Below are 16685 nucleotides of genomic sequence, written 5' to 3'. Positions count from 1 at the left end.
CAAGTCCATCCAAGGGAGGAAGAAATGAAAAAGTTCTATCAGGCTGCGCTGAGTCGGCGCGCCTTTCTCGGGTCCGCGGCATCGGCAAGCGTACTTGCGACAATGCCACTTGTTGGGCGGGTCTTCGCGCAGGGTGACGCACCATTGCTCGTCAACTCGATCCGTTCACTTTCGAACCCGTATCACGCTGCTTGGAACGCCGGCGGTGAGGCTTTCGCCAGTCGGGTCGGGCTGGATTACGTGACGTTGGTCACGGAGGGCGACAGCGAGAAAGGTGTGGCGGATATCCGCGGCATCCTCGCCCGTACCGGTGGGAATGCGGTGGTCAATGTGGACCCCAATGACGCCGCCGATGCGCGCCCCATCGTGGAGGCATGCGTGGAGGCCGGCGCGCATGTTATGACTCAGTGGAACAAGCCCGACGACCTGCATCCGTGGGACATGGGGCCCAATTACGTGGCGCACATGAGCTTCAACGGGGAGCAATACGGCCGCACCACGGCCGAGGTTCTCTTTGAAGCGATGGGCGGGCAGGGGGGCATTCTCGCGCTTGGCGGCACACTGTCGAACACCGTCGCGATCCAGCGCCGTGCCGGGCTGGAGGCTGCCTTGGCGGATGCGTCGGGTGTCGAGCTTCTCGACTACCAGGTCGGCGATTGGCAATCGTCAAAGGCCTATGACATCGTCAACACGTGGCTCACCCGCTTCTCAGGTCAGTTCGGCGGCATCTGGTGCGCCAACGATGACATGGCGATCGGCGCGCTGGAGGCGCTTCGGGTGAACGGCATGTCCGGGCAGGTTGCCATCACCGGCATCGACGGGATCGAGACCGCAGTGCAGGCGGTCATTGACGGCGAGATGGTCGCCACGGTTTCGTGGGATCCGTTCTGGCAGGGGAGCATTGGGCTGGCCATTCCGCTCAGGGCTCGCCTTGGCGAGATCGACCCCGAGTCGCTCGGCAAGGACAAACGGGAATTCTACGCCAAGGGGGTGGTCGTGACCGCGGAGAACGCGCAGGCGTTCTACGAGGCAAATTTCGTGACGGCTCCCGAATTGGATGTAGACGACATTTGGGCACGCTACGCCGGCCCGATCGAGTAATCCTGATCTGGCCGGCACCCCGTCCCCGGATGAACGCCGACGGCGGAGTGCCGGGCCGTATTTACCTTCAGGGAGACTGCTTCCCAATGGTTTCAAAAACCGTTGCCTTGACCCCGAGGCGGCCGTCCTGGCTTCGCCCGGGATCCGCGTTTGCTCAAATGGCGCCGCCGCTGATTGCGCTGATCGTCGCGACGATCGCGATCTCGCTGTACAATCCGTCCTTCCTGAGCGCCGCCAACCTCGGCCGGGTGGCTTCGATCTCGGCAATCCCGGTGCTTCTGGCCGTCGGCGCGACCTTCGTGATCATCATGGGCAGCATCGACCTGTCGGTGCAGGGGGTGATCGCACTCTCCGCCGCCATCACGGCAATGGTGCTGCGGGTCGACGACGGAGCGCTCGGCAGCGTGCTGGCCCTCGGCGCCGCAGTGGTGACAGGCATTGCCACAGGGGCGGTGTCGGGACTTCTGCATACGTTGTTGCGGATCCCGTCCTTCATGGTGACGCTCGGAATGTGGTTCGTTTCGGCCGGACTAGCGACGCTTCTTCTGGGGGGCGGAACAATTGCGGTGCGCTCGGCTGACTTGCGTGTGCTGATCCTCCAGCGGGTTTTTGGCCTCCCGTTGTCGGTTTGGCTGGTGCTGGCGATCGTCGCATTTGCTGCGCTGATGCAGGCCCGGTCACGCTTCGGGCGCTACGTGGTTGCCATCGGCGGGAACGAGGAGATTGCTAAGCTCTCCGGTCTGCCGATCCGGCGCACACGCGCCGCCGTGTTCGCCATCGCCGGCGGCTTCTATGGGCTGGCCGCGGCACTGTCGGTGGCGCAGCTCGGGCAAGGCAACGTCGATATCGGCGATGGACGCCTGTTCACAACCATCACCGCAGTCGTGCTCGGCGGCACGTCGCTGACCGGTGGCCGCGGCGGGGTCCTCAACTCCGTGCTCGGTGTTCTGCTGGTAACGGTGCTCGGCAACGGAATGATCCTGATGGGCGTTCCGCCCTACCTGCAGCAAGCCGTGCTCGGCGTGCTCATCATCCTGGCTGTGGCCTCTTCTACTGCGCGCATCCGGGAGGGCGTCTACAAATGAGCCTCAAGCTCGAGAACGTTACCAAGACCTACGGCCCGGTCACGGCGCTTGCCAATGCGACCATCGAGGTCCACCCGGGCGAAGTCGTTGGCCTGGTGGGGGAGAACGGCGCCGGAAAATCGACGTTGATGCGCATTCTTGCGGGCGTCGTCCAGCCGAGTTCTGGCGCATTCACTATCGATGGCGAGCCGGTTCGCTTCTCCGGTACGCTCGACGCCAATGCCGCGGGCATCGGAATGGTCTATCAGGAGCAATCGCTGATCCTGCCGCTTTCTATCGCGGAGAACATGTATCTCGGTCAGGAACGTCGATTCACGAAGTATGGGCTGATCGACCATGCCGCCATGCGGGAAGCAGCCCGGCGCAATCTCGAAAAGGTTCAACTGGATATCGACCCGGTGCGGCCGGCGAGCGAGCTCACGTTCGCGGAGCGCCAGATGGTCGAGCTGGCCAAGGCGCTCACTCTTGAGGAGCGCGACGTGGAAAGGCTGGTGATCCTGCTGGACGAACCGACATCTGTTCTGGAGCAGGCGGAGATCGATGTGCTCTTCGCCCGCATCCGGGCACTCAAGGACCGGGCAAGCTTTATTTTCGTTTCGCACCGGCTGGACGAGGTTCTGGAGATCTCGGACCGCATCTACACGATGAAGGATGGCGAGGTGGTGGACGAGCGGCCAGCAGCTGGTGCGCGCGAGTCCGATCTGCACGAGGTTATGGTCGGCCGGGTGCTGGAGCACAATTTCTACCTCGAAGACGAGCAGGAGCCTCCCCAGGACAGCGTTGCGTTGGAGTTGCGCGGCCTCGGTAGTGGGCGGGCTTACCGCAACATCAACCTGACTTTGCACGCGGGCGAGGTGCTGGGTATTGCCGGCGTGATCGGGTCCGGACGCGAGGCGCTGGCCCGTGCGGTCTTCGGCATGGAGCGCCCGGAGAGCGGAGAGATCGTTATCCACGGCAAGGTCGAGGGCATTCCCGACCCTTCCGTCGCGGTGCGAAAAGGGCTCGGCTTCGTCCCCTCCGAACGTGGGATCGAGGGCATGGTGCCGATGTTGCCGGTCTCCGAGAACATTTCGCTGGCAAATCTGGACAGCATCACCGGACCGTTCGGGCTGGACCGACGGCGCGAAACGGCACTGGCGCGGGAGTGGATCGAGCGGTTGCGGATCAAGACACCGGGACCAGCGGCGCCGATCCGCTCGCTGTCGGGGGGAAACCAGCAAAAGGCCGTCATTGCCAAGTGGCTCAATGCGGACTCCCGAATCCTGGTGCTCGACCACCCGACCCGCGGCGTGGACGTGGGCGCCAAGCATGAGGTCTTCTCGCTGATCCGGGAGCTTTGTCGCGAGGGTTATGCCATACTGTTGCTCGCCGACACGCTGGCCGAGACCATCGGCCTCTCCCACCGTGTTCTGGTGATGCGAGACGGTGAGATCACAGCCGATATTCCCGCCCCTGCCGGGGACAAGCCGTCCCAGACACGCATCGTGGAGCATATGGTATGACTGCAACGTTCCCCTCTCGCGGGCAGGTTCTTTCGGCCGCGCCGACGGTCTTTCTCATCCTGCTGACCGCGATCATCGTCCTCGCCTCTCCGGGCTTCTTCAGCGGCAGCACCATACTCGTGATCCTGGCGGATTCCGTTGTTCTGTTCACACTGGCGGCGGGCCTGTCCTTCGTGATCCTGCTGGGTTCCATCGACCTTTCCGTGCCTGCCGTCGCGTCGCTCGGCGGGGTGATCGTGGCAATGTTGATCCCTTCGATCGGACTGGCGGCCTATCCAGCGGCAATCCTGGCTGGCGCAGGCGCGGGGCTCTTCTCTGGGCTTGTTCACGTCCTTCTGCGTGTGCCTTCCTTCATCGCAACCCTGGCGACGGGGGGGATCGTCTCCGGGATGGCGCTTTGGCTGTCTTCGTCGCGCACCGTGACCATCGCGGGCGAGTACCGCCACGTTCTCGACCCGGTCATCGGCGACAGTTTCGGTATTCCGCGCATCATCCTGATCGGTGCGGTCGTCTGCCTGATCGGCGTCTACATCCAGCGCTACACCAAATTCGGTCGTGCCATCCGGGCCATTGGAGCGGGCGAAAGCGCCGTTCGGGCCTCAGGGATCCACGTCGGGCGCCAGAAATTGATCGCGTTCACAATCGCCGGTGCCTTTGCGGCCTGCGGCGGCGCGCTTCTGGCCGCGCGGATGACCAGCGGCAATCCTGCCGGGGCGGAGCAGCTTCTGCTCCCCGCAATTGCTGCCGTGCTGGTTGGGGGAACCGCCATCACTGGCGGCACTGGCGGGGTAGGGCGCACCGTGGTTGGCACGCTCATCGTTATCGTCATGCGCATCGGCATGACGTTCATGGGCGTAGACGTCTTCGCCCAGCAGATCCTTTTCGGCAGCGTCTTAATCTGCGCCATCGCGCTCACGCTCGATCGGGATCTCTTGCAAATCGTGAAATAGTGGAAATGGGATCGGACTATGGAACTTAATCTCAAGGGCAAAACTGCGGTCATTACGGGCGCCTCGGCCGGTATTGGGCTCGCTGTCGCGGAAGGCCTCGCGGCCGAAGGCGTGACGGTGCTCATCAACGGGCGGCGCGAAACTCAGGTGAAAGATGCTTGCGATCGGATTGGCGAACTTGCACGTCCGGCTGTTGGCGATGTCAGCACGCCCGAGGGCGTCGCAGCGGTGGTCGCGGCGGCGGAGGACGCTGGCGGCGCAGACATCCTCATCAACAACGCCGGCACCGGCTCCAATGAGACCATCATGGAGGCGCCGGATGAAAAGTGGCAGGCTTACTGGGATCTGCATGTGCTCGCGGCGGTGAGGCTGGCGCGCGGTCTGGTGCCGCAGATGGAGGCCAAGGGCGGCGGTGTGATCCTTCACAACGCTTCGATCTGTGCGGTGCAGCCTCTGTGGTACGAGCCGATCTACAATGTCACAAAGTCTGCCCTGATGATGTTCTCGCGCACCCTCGCAACCGAACTCGTGGGGCGCAACATCCGGGTGAACTGCGTGAATCCCGGGCTGGTCCAGACGCCCGACTGGGAAAAGACGGCTCGCGAACTTACAGCTGACAAGGGCGGTGACTGGCAGGGCTATCTGCAGGAGGTGGCGGACGAGCACGCGCCGATCAAGCGCTTCTGTACGCCCGCGGAGCTCGCCGACTTCTTCGTCTTCCTCTGCTCGGATCGGGCAAGCTACTCGATTGGGTCCACGTACTTTGTCGATGGCGGAATGAAAATGACAGTCTGACGAGCTTGACGCAGGCAATTCAGATGCCTGCAAGTTCGAGGCAGTCCGATGGGGTCCCTTGGGGAGCCTTGCGAGGATGCACGAACGAAGCCTGTTTTGAACTGAAAAGTGGCTGACCCGGCGAGTGTTCACTCGCCGGGTCAGCCTTTGAACGACATGGTCCAGGCAATAAAATTGTTTGCGCCGGGCGCGATGATGATGCCTGCGGAAGGCCGACCGGATACCCAATAGCTCCTTGATTTCTCGGTTGGGCGATTGTCCATGAGCGGAGCTGCGTCGGCTCGCCGTTGATCCGGCGTGTGGGGGCCGGCCCGTCCTGAGCCTGTTGCCATCTGGCCCGCCTGCTCAGGCGTGAAAACTGCTCGACGATGTTGAATCGCACATGTTAGCAGCAGGATCGTCCATTTACCAAGCCCAATAAATCATACTTATTAGCCATGTGATCAACGTGATTACGGGAGGATACCATGAAGATCAAAACAGCACTTCTCGTGTCGGCCATGGCGCTTGTGCCGGTCGGCGCATGGGCTGCCGACAAGACGGTCGGCTTCTCGCAGATCGGTTCCGAGTCCGGATGGCGGGCCGCGGAAACCACCGTTACCAAGGAACAAGCTGCCGAGCGGGGCATAGACCTGAAATTCGCTGACGCCCAGCAAAAACAGGAAAACCAGATCAAGGCGCTGCGTGGATTCATCGCTCAGGGCGTTGACGCCATCCTTCTCGCGCCCGTCGTCGCCACTGGCTGGGACTCGGTCCTCGAAGAAGCCAAGGACGCCGAAATTCCGGTTATCCTGCTGGACCGCAAGGTCGACGCGCCGGACGATCTCTACATGACCGCCGTCACCTCTGATACCGTCTACGAAGGTGAAGTGGCTGGCCAGTGGCTCGTCGACACCGTCGGTGAAGAGCCCTGCCGCGTGGTCGAACTCCAGGGAACGACCGGGTCCTCGCCCGCGATCGACCGCAAGGCCGGCTTCGAGAAGGCTATTTCGGATCATCCGAACATCGAAATCGTTCGCAGCCAGACCGGCGATTTCACCCGCGCCCAGGGCAAAGTGGTGATGGAGAGCTTCCTCAAGGCCGAAGGCGCCGAGAACATCTGCGCGCTCTATGCGCATAACGACGACATGGCCGTGGGTGCGATTCAGGCCATCAAGGAAGCCGGCGCGGCCCCCGGCAGCGACATCCTCGTCGTCGCCATCGACGCCGTTCCGGACATGCACCTGGCTATTGCCAACGGCGAAGCCAACGCGACCGTCGAACTCACGCCGAACATGGCAGGTCCGGCCTTCGACATCCTTGAAGCCTACTGGGCTGACGGCACCGAGCCGGAGAAATGGGTTCAGACTGAATCCAAGCGCTTCACGGCCGACGACGACAACCAGGCCGTTTACGAGATGAAAAAAGGCCTCGGTTACTGATATAGCCCGAAGAATGCGGGGAGGCCTCCAACAGGGGGCCTTCTCGCTACGGCATCGGCCAAGTGGCCGGCGGCTTACTCGCGGGAGGAGGGAGCAAGCCATGGAGACGCAAATGAAACCGATCCTGCGCGCGAAGGGGATCGACAAGTTCTTTGCCGGAGCCATCGCGCTCGACAAGGTCGATCTCACGCTCTACCCGGGCGAAGTCCACGCCCTGCTTGGCGAAAACGGCGCTGGCAAGTCCACCCTGATCAAGAGCCTTACCGGCGCCTACCATCGCGACGGCGGCACGATTGAACTCGACGGCGCCCAGATCGACCCGCGCAGCCCGGTCGAGAGTCAGGCGCTCGGTATTGGTACCGTCTACCAGGAGGTCAACCTTCTGGAAAACATGTCGGTGTCCGACAACCTTTTCCTCGGTTGGCAGCCCATGAAGCGCCGGCTGCTGGACCATCGCGAGATGCACCGGCGCGCCCGCGAAATCCTGAAGGGCTACGGCCTCGACATCGACCCGACGCAGCTCCTCTCATCCTATTCCATAGCGATCCAACAGGTGGTCGCCATCGCCCGGGCCGTCGAGCTTTCCGGCAAGGTGCTGATCCTCGACGAGCCGACCGCGAGCCTGGACCGTGAAGAGATCGAATTGGTGTTCTCGGTCGTGCGCAACCTGACGTCACGCGGGATGGCGGTGGTCTTCATCACCCACTTCCTCGACCAGGTTTTCGAGCTTTGCGATCGCGCCACGGTGTTGCGAAACGGCTGCGTGGTCGGAGAGCGCAAGCTGGCGGATGTATCCCAGGGCGACATCGTCGAACTCATGCTCGGCCACCATCTGGAGGCCACCAAGCGCAGAGCCAAGCAGTCCAGCCCGGGGGAGACCATCCTGAGCATGAAAGGCTTCGGCAAGCGTGGTATGATCGAACCCTTCGACCTTGACTTGCGCGAGGGTGAAGTCGTTGGTCTCGCGGGCCTTCTCGGTTCGGGTCGTACCGAGACCTGCAAGGTGATTTTTGGCGTCGTGTCCGCTGACCAGGGCAGCGCCGAACTGAGCGGCAAGTCCATCCGTCTCAGCAGCCCGCGCACCGCCCTTGAACATAGCCTCGGCCTCTGCCCGGAAGACCGCAAGACCGATGGCATCGTGGGCGATCTGTCCGTGCGCGAGAACATCATCCTGTCGTTACAGGCCCGCCAGGGCTGGACGCGGCCCCTGAAACGGTCGCGGATCAACCAGATCGTGGATGAATACGTCAAGGCGCTCGACATCCGTCTGGCAAGCCCGAACATGCCAATCCGGCTGCTCTCGGGCGGGAACCAGCAGAAGGCGCTGCTCGCGCGCTGGCTGGCGACGGAGCCGGACATCCTGATCCTGGATGAGCCCACCCGCGGCATTGATGTAGGCGCCCACGCTGAAATCATCGACCTGATCGAGCGGCTGCGGGAGCAGGGCATGGCCTTGATCGTCGCGTCTTCCGAGATGGAGGAACTGGTCGCCTATTCGACCCGCGTGGTGGTGCTGAGGGACCGCCGCCAGGTACGAGAATTGCGCGGCGAAGAAATCACCACCGATCGGATTGTTAAATCCATCAGCCAGGGGGAGACGGCTGCATGATCGCCGCGACTTTCCGACGTGTTCTGCCGCAGCTGCTAATTCTCGGCGTCGTCTTGCTGCTGAACTTCGCGGTCTTTCCCGGTTTCTTCCACATCGAGGTTCAGAACGGCCGGCTCTTCGGCAACCTGATCGATGTGTTGAACCGCGGCGCGCCCGTCGCACTTCTGTCAATCGGCATGACTCTGGTAATCGCCACCAAGGGCATCGACCTTTCCGTCGGTGCGGTGATGGCCATTGCCGGCGCGGTTGCCGCCAGTGTCGTGACAGGTGGCGCGGGTTGGTTCACGGCGCTGCTCGCCGCTCTCGCCGCCGGACTCGCCTGCGGGCTTTGGAACGGTATGTTGGTCGCTTTCTTTCGCGTTCAGCCTATCGTTGCCACACTGGTGCTGATGGTGGCGGGCCGCGGGGTGGCCCAGCTCATCACGGAAGGCAAGATCATGACCTTCCTGAACGAGGGGCTGATCCATCTGGGCGCGGGCACGGTGTTCGGCATTCCCACGCCCATTGTGATCTGGCTTGCCATGGGCGCGCTCGTCACCCTCGTCGTTCGGCGCACCGCCCTCGGCATGCTGATCGAAGCCATCGGCATCAATGAAACGGCCTCACGGCTGGCCGGCATCAATTCCCGCGTGCTCCTGGTGACCGTCTACCTCACCTCCGGTTTCGTCGCGGCCCTCGCAGGGGTGATCGTCGCGGCCGACATCAAAGGCGCAGATGCCAACAACGCCGGGCTGTGGATGGAGCTCGATGCGATCCTTGCGGTGGTGATCGGCGGTAACTCACTGCTGGGCGGGCGCTTTTCCATCGTCGCTTCGCTGCTCGGCGCGCTCATCATCCAATCGGTGAACTCTGTCATCTTGCTCTCGGGAATGCCGCCGGAGTTCAATCTGGTCATCAAGGCTCTCATCATCATCGTGATCCTGGTGATCCAGTCGCCCATAGTGAAGCAATCCATCTATTTGCTCCGGGCCAAGGCCAGTTCGACGGTGTCCGACATGCCAGGTCCGGCGTCCAGGCCCCAACCCGCGAAGGAGACCCGGTCATGATGCGTTCGCCCCGCCTCGCGCTCTACATCACCATGACCACCTTCGTGCTGGCCTTTCTGATCTCGGCCTCCCAATACCCCTCGATGCTTTCGACACGGGTGGTGGCCAACCTGCTGACCGATAACGCGTTTCTCGGCCTTACTGCGGTCGGTATGACCTTCGTGATTTTGTCGGGCGGGATCGACCTTTCCGTGGGCTCGGTCATTGCGTTTTCCGGCGTTTTTCTCGCGGTGATCTTGCGCGATACCTCGATGCACCCGCTGGTGGCCTTCGTCCTCCTGCTGATGGTGACCACCGCCTTCGGCGCCGCGATGGGCAGCATTATCCACTATCTCGAGATGCCGCCCTTTATCGTCACCCTTGCCGGCATGTTCCTGATGCGCGGTCTGGCCTATGTGCTGTCGACCGATTCCGTGCCGATCACCCATCCGTTCTACGACACGATCCAGGATGTCGTGTGGAAGGCGCCGGGCGGTGGGCGGTTCCGCCTCATCGGGGGCATCATGATCCTCGCCTACATCGTCGCGATGATCGTCCTGCACAAGACGCGCTTCGGCCGGAACGTCTATGCCCTCGGCGGCAGTGCCGGGACGGCCCGGCTGATGGGCGTGCCGATCGCACGCACCACGATCACGATTTACGCCATCGGGGGCGGGCTCGCCGGGCTCGCGGGGATCGTCTATTCGATCTACACCTCCGCCGGCTATTCGCTCGCCACCGTCGGCGTCGAGCTCGACGCCATTGCCGCCGTCGTCATCGGCGGCACGCTTCTTTCCGGTGGCTCCGGCTACGTTGCAGGGACTTTCTTTGGCATCCTCATCATGGGTCTGATACAGACGTACATCGTGTTTGATGGCACGTTGTCGAGCTGGTGGACCAAGATCGTGATCGGTGGCCTGCTCTTCGCGTTCATCATGCTGCAAAAGGCATTGGGATGGGCGACGACGAAGGGAAGAAGACCGGCGAGCGAATCCGCGACGCAATCATGAACTTCACGTCGCCCGGCGGCTTTGCCGAACGGGCGCTGAACAGTACGATGCACGTCGTCGAGCAACTGGGTCTCGGTATCGTCGCCGGGGAGTATCCTCAGGGCACGTTGATCCCGTTCGATCCCGACCTTGAGGAGATGTTCGGCGTGTCGCGCACCGTGGTGCGCGAGGCAAAGAAGATCCTGGTCGCCAAGGGCTTACTGGAATCCAAGGCCAAGGTCGGAACACGCGTCAGGCCGGCGACGGAATGGAGCATGTTCGATATCGACGTCCTGCGCTGGCACGCGTCCCTGCGACAGCAGCGGGGCTTCCTGAAGGAGTTGTTCGAAATTCGCCTCGTGTTCGAACCGGCGGCTGCGGCAATGGCCGCACGGCGCGCCGGGCCCGAGGAGTGCCGCAGTCTCGAGGAACTCGTTCGCGCCCTGTCGCAGGCCACCACGCGCCGGGAGTTCATTGCCGCGGATCTCGAGTTTCATACGGCCATACTCGGCATGACCCGCAACAGGTTCATGCATTCGCTGGGCGATCTGGTCCAGACCACCCTGATCACCTTGCTCGAGCGGGAGGTCGATGCGCAGACGACCTTCCGCAGCCCTGAGGAGCTTGCGCATAGCGCTGCCAAACACCGCGCCATCGTTCAAGCCATCGCCGATCGCGATCCGGATCGCGCCGAAGCCGCGATGAAACTCGTGATCCACGGCGCCGAGACCAGCCTCATCTCCTGAAGGCCATATCCGGCCTGCAATTGCATTGCCTCACATAGTCGAGACGTGCCGCGAACCAGGCGTCTGGGACAGGTCGAACCATTCGAAAATCTTAGCAGTGGAATGTGCCACGTCGGACTGCACGGTGCGCAGGATGCGGCGATCACCATCATCGATCCCATGCATGAAGTGTATCAAATTTGGAGCTATGGCGACTGCGTCTTGCCGATTTCGGCCGAAAGAGCGTGTAAATAACAACAAGAATTCAGGCGACCGTGCATACCATGCCAACGCAAGTCGGCAGCGCCATTTGCCGATTTCAACCACGTACGACGGCACGGAGGCGCGCCGCGCAAGAGGGTTACAATGAACACAGCGGCTCGCAGTGCGCCGGCAACCTATGCTCAGGGCATCGTACTGATGTGCGTGGGGGTGGCGTTTCTGAGCGCCAATGACGCGATCGCGAAGTCCCTGACGTCCGGCTATTCCCCTCTGCAAATCCTGTTCATGCGCAATCTTATCGCCCTGCCATTCACGATGGTCATTGCGCTGATTATGGGCGGGCCGTCTGCTCTGCGATCGCACAGACCTCTGGCGCATCTGCTACGCGGCGCGCTCTGGGTTGGCGCCGCGATGATGTTCTTTACGAGCTTCATTTATCTTGGTCTGGCGGAGGCAACGGCATTGATCTTCGTGGCGCCGTTTTTCATGACCCTGATCTCGGCGCTTTTTTTGGGGGAGCACGTTGGCTGGCGTCGGTGGCTGGCCGTGCTGACGGGCTTTCTCGGGGTCCTCGTGATCATCCGTCCAGGCGGGGCGACCTTTCAACTGATCTCGCTGCTGCCGGTCGCGACGGCGCTTGTGTACGCAATGCTGATGCTCAGTGCCCGGTGGGTCGACCGGCGCGAAAGCGTCTGGACGTTGCTCGTCTATCTGACCGGAGCAGGGGCGCTGCTGAGTGCGTTGGTCGTTCCCTTCGTCTGGGTTCCGGTCCGATCCGAGGACCTCTGGTTGTTTGCGGGGATTGCCATGTGTGGCACCGTGGGCATGACGCTGATGACACAAGCTTTCCGCGTCGCCCCGGCCGTTGTCGTGGCCCCACTGGATTACACTGGCCTCCTCTGGGCCACGCTCTTTGGCTGGCTGATCTGGCGAGAGAGTCCGGACTCGATGACGGTGATGGGCGCGGCCATCATCATCGGGAGCGGCGTGTTCACGATCTTTCGGGAACGGAGGCCGGGCAGCCTTTAGAGCGATCCCTCGGTATCCGGTTTGCTTCACTGCATCAGGGCGGCCTCTACGGACCGCCCTTTACCTCTGGGTCGTTACTGCACCGAACCCAGCCGAAATCCAGCGAGAGGGACGCGTGGTCTGACGCTTAGGCGACGAACTGGCTTTCGAACAGGAAGTCGCTCGCTGTCAACAACAGTTCGCTGCCGTTCGAGAAGGTCAGACTGTCTCCGGTGGAGAAGCTGAGGACCTGATCCGACCCCGACAGGCTGAAGGACAGGTCCGCGAACGACGTTTCCGAGAAACCGCTCAGCGAAACGACGTCGAACTCGGACTGGTCGAAGTCGAGAATGACATCGTCGCCATGGCCGGCCTCGAAATAGAACATGTCCGCGCCGGACCCGCCCGACACGATATCGTTCCCGAAGTGGCCGTAGAGTTCGTCCGATCCGTTTCCGCCGCTGATCTCGTCGTCGCCACGCATGCCGGCCAAACGGTTGTCGGCGCCATTTCCGACCAGCACGTCGTTGCCGTCTCCGGTGACCGCATTCTCGATCACGGTCCCGGCTTCGAACGATGCGATCTGTACGAACCCGTTTCCAGTGTCGGCGGTAACTCCGCTGGTCAGATCGACTGAGGCGTCCACGGTCATCGCGGCAAGGTTCAACCAGTCGACACCTCCTGTATCCGTCAGGCTGACGCGACTGGGATCGGTGTTCAGGCCCATCGACAGCATCTCGTCAGTGTAGGTGTAGACATCGTTCTCGAGCCCGGTTGCCAAGCCGTGGAAGTCCATCCCCAGTTCCACGATGGAATTCCCGTCAAATTCGGTGCCGTAATTGTCCACGTCGAAAGTGGCGTCCTTTTCCTGAAGTGTCACGGTCCAGGTTCCGTTCGGATCCTCGCCCCGGAAGGCGTTCGCCCCGAACGTCCAGGTAACGTTGACGGTGAGAAGGGTCAGGCCGAGGAAGTCGTAGGCGGGCGTATAGTCGTTGATCGGCAAGTCCAGAAGCGTGGTGGTCGTGCCGTCGGGCGAGGTGATCTGAAGCATCACCTCTTGCATCAACGCGGTGGACAGGTTGACGTAGATGTCCACGTATTCCAGATCCATCGCCGGGCCAGAATAATCGAAGCTCCAGCTCGCAATGTCGCCATCGCCCGAGACCGACAGGTCAGGCGCCATGACGCCTGTTCCGTAGCTGGCTTCGTTCGCTGAGGTCTGGGCATCTCCGAACATGCTCCACACCTCGGACATGCGCACAGCCGCCAGCGCGCTGACCGCGCCGTAGCCGTAGTCCTCCGAAAAGTGCATCCCGCCGCCGTTCCAGGTGTCCGCTCCGTTCCAGACACCGGCGAAGTACTCGATCTGGTCGAAGCCGGTCGTCTCCCGGACTCCGTCGGTGTCGAGATCGACCGGAACGAGTTCGGCGTCGTGGTTTTGCACGCCGACTTCACTGCCCGTCCAGATGGCCGATTGCGCGAGGATGTTCTGAACGTCGCGCCAACCCAGGTCGGGGTTGGCCTCCAGCATCAGAGCGACAACTCCGGATACGGTGGGCGTGGCCGCCGAGGTGCCGCCGAAGCCGCTGGTGTCGAAGGCACTGCTCCAGCTGTCGGGGCCGTAGCCGAAATCGCCGTCGCGATCCGTCGTCGGGATCCGTAGGTTGCTGTCCGCGGTCAGGTTTCCGTCGGCATCGACGATGGTATTGCCGCTCGACGGCGCCGAGACGAGGATGTTCGCGCCACGGCTGGAGTACCATGAGACGTCGCCGTCAGAGTCGTACGCGCCGACGGTGATCGTATATCGGGTGGTGTCAGCAAAGTCCCCTTGCGAGCTGTCGGCCCAGTTTCCGGCGGCCTTGAGGATGATCGTCCCCAAGCCCTCGCGGCCGAACGTGGTCGCGTCTTCCGCCGCCTGCACAAAGGTCAGAATGGCGGGAGAGGTGTCGTTGAGATAGACCGGCGCGCCGCCCCAGCTGTGGTTCACGACATCGAAGTTGCCCATCTGAGCAATGGCATATTCGAAGCCGGACGTGTCTGCATCGTTGATGTTGGCAGGTCCGGAAAAGATGTTCACGCCGACGATGGTTGCGTCATAGGCGATCCCGATGGTGCCTTGGCCGTTCCGCTCTCCTGCAATGACGCCGGCAACAGCCGTGCCGTGAACCCCTTCGTCCGCATTTGACGGAAGAGGGTCCAGTTCGGAGCCCGACCAGGTCAGGTGCAGCGACGCATCGTAGTTGTCGTCCAAATCGACATGGTCATAGGCGATGCCGTCGTCGTAGATGGCGACGGTTACACCAAAGCCGGTGTAATCCTGCCAGACGTCTTCCAGCCCGCCCAGCATGGTAAGATTCCACTGCTCCCCGTAGAGCGGATCGAATTCCGGCTGGGGCGGCGCTTCGACGAGCAGCGTAAACTCGGTTGGCCCGGCGGGATCCCCGGCCACGTTGCCCGCCACATCGACGGTTTGCAGCGTGATGTCGTGCGAAGCGGCGGACAGCCCGGAGAGGTTTGCAGACCAGAGTCCGCCGTCGTCCGCGAATGTCTGTGCGGCGAGCACGCCGTCGACGTAGATGTCCACGCGGGCATTGCGCTCGGCGCTCCCTATCAAAAGCGGGCTCGTGTCCGTCGTCGTCGAACCGCTGGAGATCGCCAGGGAGTCGGGCGATCCGCCATCATCCACGCGCACTTCGGTCAGAACCGCCGCTTGCACGGTCGTATCGACAACCAGGGTCAGATCTGTCGTCCAGGCGGTATTGCCCGCCGCGTCGGTAACCTTGGCCCGATAGGTATACGTGCCATCGGTCAAGGTACCGGGAGCGAAGGTCCAGGAGCCGTCTGCTGCCACGCTCGCCGTGACACCGGCTGCCAGGTCAGGGGCGCCACCGACGACGGGGTAGACCACGACGGTCGCCCCGACCTCCGCCGTGCCGTAGAGGGACGGGCTGCTGTCGGAGGTGATATTGTCTCCGGACGTCCCCGTGTCATCGGAGATGCCGTCCAGCGTGGCAACCGCGACCGAGCTGTCGATGGTGACAGTGAAATCGGAAGACGTCGTCGAATTGCCGGCGACATCCGTCACCACAACGTGCAGGTCGTGCGTGCCGTCCGCGAGCAGGGGCGTTTCGATGGACCAGGTTCCGTCCGAAGCGACGGTCTGCCCGAGCAGACTGCCGGACGCATCGTATAGTTCTACTGTCGCGCCCGCCTCGGCGGATCCGGTCAGGGTCGGCGTCGCGTCTGCAACCAGACCGTCGGCATCCGGCAAAACGTCATCGGTCAAAACGGCCTCGATGACCGCGTCCGGTGGAGTCGTGTCGAGTGTCAGGTTGATCGATGCCGTGACACTGGAATTTCCTGCCGCATCGGAAAGGCGCGCCTGGACGTCGTTGGTCCCTTCGTCGAGGCCGGAATTCGTCGACGTGAGGATGATGAAGCCCTGGTCGATGTCGTCCTGGGTAATCGTGCTGGACACATTAGCCGTGCCGTTGATCAGAAGGTCGATCTGGTCCCCGACCTCCACGGTGGGATCCAGGTCGATCCGGAAGCTGGCGAGATCGACATTCGTAACGCCATCGCCCTCAACGCCCGAGTCCGTGGATGCCAGAAGGACGGGTGCCGACGCCGTCGGAGCCGTTGTGTCCTCTCCTGCAATGCTCAGGTCGTAGATCTCGGTCGAGATCGTTTTCGTCCGGCCGTTCCTCTGATTGATTTCCTCATAGGAGGCAACGACCGTGAAATCCCCGGCTTCGTCCGAGAAGAAATCCGAAGAGTCGTCGGGATTTGTAAGGGAATTGCTGTCGATGACCCAATACCAGACGCCGTTTTCTTCGTACCAGGTCGATGTCTGCCCGGTCCACGTCTGCCCGGTCGCCGGGTCGGTCACCGTGACGGTTACGAGAGCGCCGTTCTGACCGGTTCCGTAGAGTCCATCTTCGGTTGCCGTCAGTCCGAGAACTTCGAATACCGGGCTGGAGCCGCCATTTTTACCGCCACCGCTTCCATTTCCACCGCTAGGCTTCGGCATAGTTCCCTCCTTAAAAAATAACCGTTAAAATCTGAGAAATGGCGTCGCGCCGTATTCTCCTTAGGGTTGTTCACAAAGACGGCATTTTCTGGGCAAATGAGTCAGAAATTGATGAACAATGGCGAGGGTTTGGCGGCGCTTTCATGATGTTGTCGACAATTGGAGACGGAAACCGCGCCTCTGCGGTGCGCCACCTATTGGGGTGCAGGAGGGGCACGGATCG

Annotated in this window: 12 protein-coding genes; 11 read left to right on the top strand and 1 reads right to left on the bottom strand. The window is 62.2% G+C overall.

What is annotated here, in order from left to right; genetic code table 11:
• Positions 1-24 precede the first annotated feature (24 nt).
• From BM075_RS16140 to BM075_RS16090, 11 genes are all read left to right on the top strand, one after another.
• On the top strand, positions 25-1101 hold the full coding sequence (locus BM075_RS16140; RefSeq protein ID WP_093361730.1) for a sugar ABC transporter substrate-binding protein: 1077 nt from the start codon (positions 25-27) through the stop codon (positions 1099-1101).
• Positions 1102-1259: 158 nt separating this feature from the next.
• Positions 1260-2186: an ABC transporter permease gene (locus BM075_RS16135; protein ID WP_093361747.1), complete on the top strand. Its 927-nt coding sequence runs from the start codon at positions 1260-1262 to the stop codon at positions 2184-2186.
• Positions 2183-3688, top strand: a complete 1506-nt coding sequence (locus BM075_RS16130; protein ID WP_093361729.1) for a sugar ABC transporter ATP-binding protein — start codon at positions 2183-2185, stop codon at positions 3686-3688. The genes BM075_RS16135 and BM075_RS16130 overlap by 4 nt, the downstream gene beginning before the upstream one ends.
• Positions 3685-4638, top strand: coding sequence for an ABC transporter permease (locus BM075_RS16125; RefSeq protein ID WP_093361728.1), 954 nt, complete (start codon positions 3685-3687; stop codon positions 4636-4638). The genes BM075_RS16130 and BM075_RS16125 overlap by 4 nt, the downstream gene beginning before the upstream one ends.
• Before the next feature lie 18 nt (positions 4639-4656).
• Entirely contained in the window at positions 4657-5433 is a 777-nt protein-coding gene (locus BM075_RS16120; RefSeq protein ID WP_093361727.1) for an SDR family NAD(P)-dependent oxidoreductase, read from the top strand.
• Positions 5434-5900: 467 nt separating this feature from the next.
• Positions 5901-6854 carry a galactofuranose ABC transporter, galactofuranose-binding protein YtfQ gene (gene ytfQ / locus BM075_RS16115; protein WP_093361726.1) on the top strand — a complete coding sequence of 318 codons (954 nt, stop codon included), beginning with the start codon at positions 5901-5903 and terminating at the stop codon, positions 6852-6854.
• Positions 6855-6966: 112 nt separating this feature from the next.
• The gene (locus BM075_RS16110) at positions 6967-8463 is read left to right on the top strand and encodes a sugar ABC transporter ATP-binding protein (RefSeq protein ID WP_245758872.1); all 1497 of its coding nucleotides are present in this window, start codon (positions 6967-6969) and stop codon (positions 8461-8463) included.
• The gene (locus BM075_RS16105) at positions 8460-9509 is read left to right on the top strand and encodes an ABC transporter permease (protein WP_093361724.1); all 1050 of its coding nucleotides are present in this window, start codon (positions 8460-8462) and stop codon (positions 9507-9509) included. The genes BM075_RS16110 and BM075_RS16105 overlap by 4 nt, the downstream gene beginning before the upstream one ends.
• Positions 9506-10498 carry a galactofuranose ABC transporter, permease protein YjfF gene (gene yjfF, locus BM075_RS16100; protein ID WP_093361723.1) on the top strand — a complete coding sequence of 331 codons (993 nt, stop codon included), beginning with the start codon at positions 9506-9508 and terminating at the stop codon, positions 10496-10498. The genes BM075_RS16105 and yjfF overlap by 4 nt, the downstream gene beginning before the upstream one ends.
• Complete coding sequence (locus BM075_RS16095) at positions 10444-11223, top strand: FadR/GntR family transcriptional regulator (RefSeq protein WP_245758871.1); 780 nt, start codon at positions 10444-10446, stop codon at positions 11221-11223. Before yjfF ends, BM075_RS16095 begins: the two co-directional genes overlap by 55 nt.
• 345 nt (positions 11224-11568) lie before the next feature.
• Entirely contained in the window at positions 11569-12453 is an 885-nt protein-coding gene (locus BM075_RS16090) for a DMT family transporter (RefSeq protein ID WP_093361722.1), read from the top strand.
• A 127-nt stretch (positions 12454-12580) separates the two neighbouring features.
• Here the strand turns inward: BM075_RS16090 and BM075_RS16085 are convergent, their stop codons facing one another.
• On the bottom strand, positions 12581-16462 hold the full coding sequence (locus BM075_RS16085) for an Ig-like domain-containing protein (RefSeq protein WP_093361721.1): 3882 nt from the start codon (positions 16460-16462) through the stop codon (positions 12581-12583).
• Positions 16463-16685: the final 223 nt, after the last annotated feature.

It is taken from the genome of Tropicimonas isoalkanivorans (assembly GCF_900112335.1).
Taxonomy (GTDB): domain Bacteria; phylum Pseudomonadota; class Alphaproteobacteria; order Rhodobacterales; family Rhodobacteraceae; genus Tropicimonas; species Tropicimonas isoalkanivorans.
This window is presented reverse-complemented; position numbering and strand designations above follow the sequence as displayed.

Bases quoted from the DNA above. Each gene is read 5' to 3' on its own strand.
- BM075_RS16140 (WP_093361730.1), top strand. From the start codon at position 25: ATGAAAAAGTTCTATCAGGCTGCGCTGAGTCGGCGCGCCTTTCTCGGG.
- BM075_RS16135 (WP_093361747.1), top strand. From the start codon at position 1,260: ATGGCGCCGCCGCTGATTGCGCTGATCGTCGCGACGATCGCGATCTCG.
- BM075_RS16130 (WP_093361729.1), top strand. From the start codon at position 2,183: ATGAGCCTCAAGCTCGAGAACGTTACCAAGACCTACGGCCCGGTCACG.
- BM075_RS16125 (WP_093361728.1), top strand. From the start codon at position 3,685: ATGACTGCAACGTTCCCCTCTCGCGGGCAGGTTCTTTCGGCCGCGCCG.
- BM075_RS16120 (WP_093361727.1), top strand. From the start codon at position 4,657: ATGGAACTTAATCTCAAGGGCAAAACTGCGGTCATTACGGGCGCCTCG.
- ytfQ (WP_093361726.1), top strand. From the start codon at position 5,901: ATGAAGATCAAAACAGCACTTCTCGTGTCGGCCATGGCGCTTGTGCCG.
- BM075_RS16110 (WP_245758872.1), top strand. From the start codon at position 6,967: ATGAAACCGATCCTGCGCGCGAAGGGGATCGACAAGTTCTTTGCCGGA.
- BM075_RS16105 (WP_093361724.1), top strand. From the start codon at position 8,460: ATGATCGCCGCGACTTTCCGACGTGTTCTGCCGCAGCTGCTAATTCTC.
- yjfF (WP_093361723.1), top strand. From the start codon at position 9,506: ATGATGCGTTCGCCCCGCCTCGCGCTCTACATCACCATGACCACCTTC.
- BM075_RS16095 (WP_245758871.1), top strand. From the start codon at position 10,444: ATGGGCGACGACGAAGGGAAGAAGACCGGCGAGCGAATCCGCGACGCA.
- BM075_RS16090 (WP_093361722.1), top strand. From the start codon at position 11,569: ATGAACACAGCGGCTCGCAGTGCGCCGGCAACCTATGCTCAGGGCATC.
- BM075_RS16085 (WP_093361721.1), bottom strand. From the start codon at position 16,462: ATGCCGAAGCCTAGCGGTGGAAATGGAAGCGGTGGCGGTAAAAATGGC.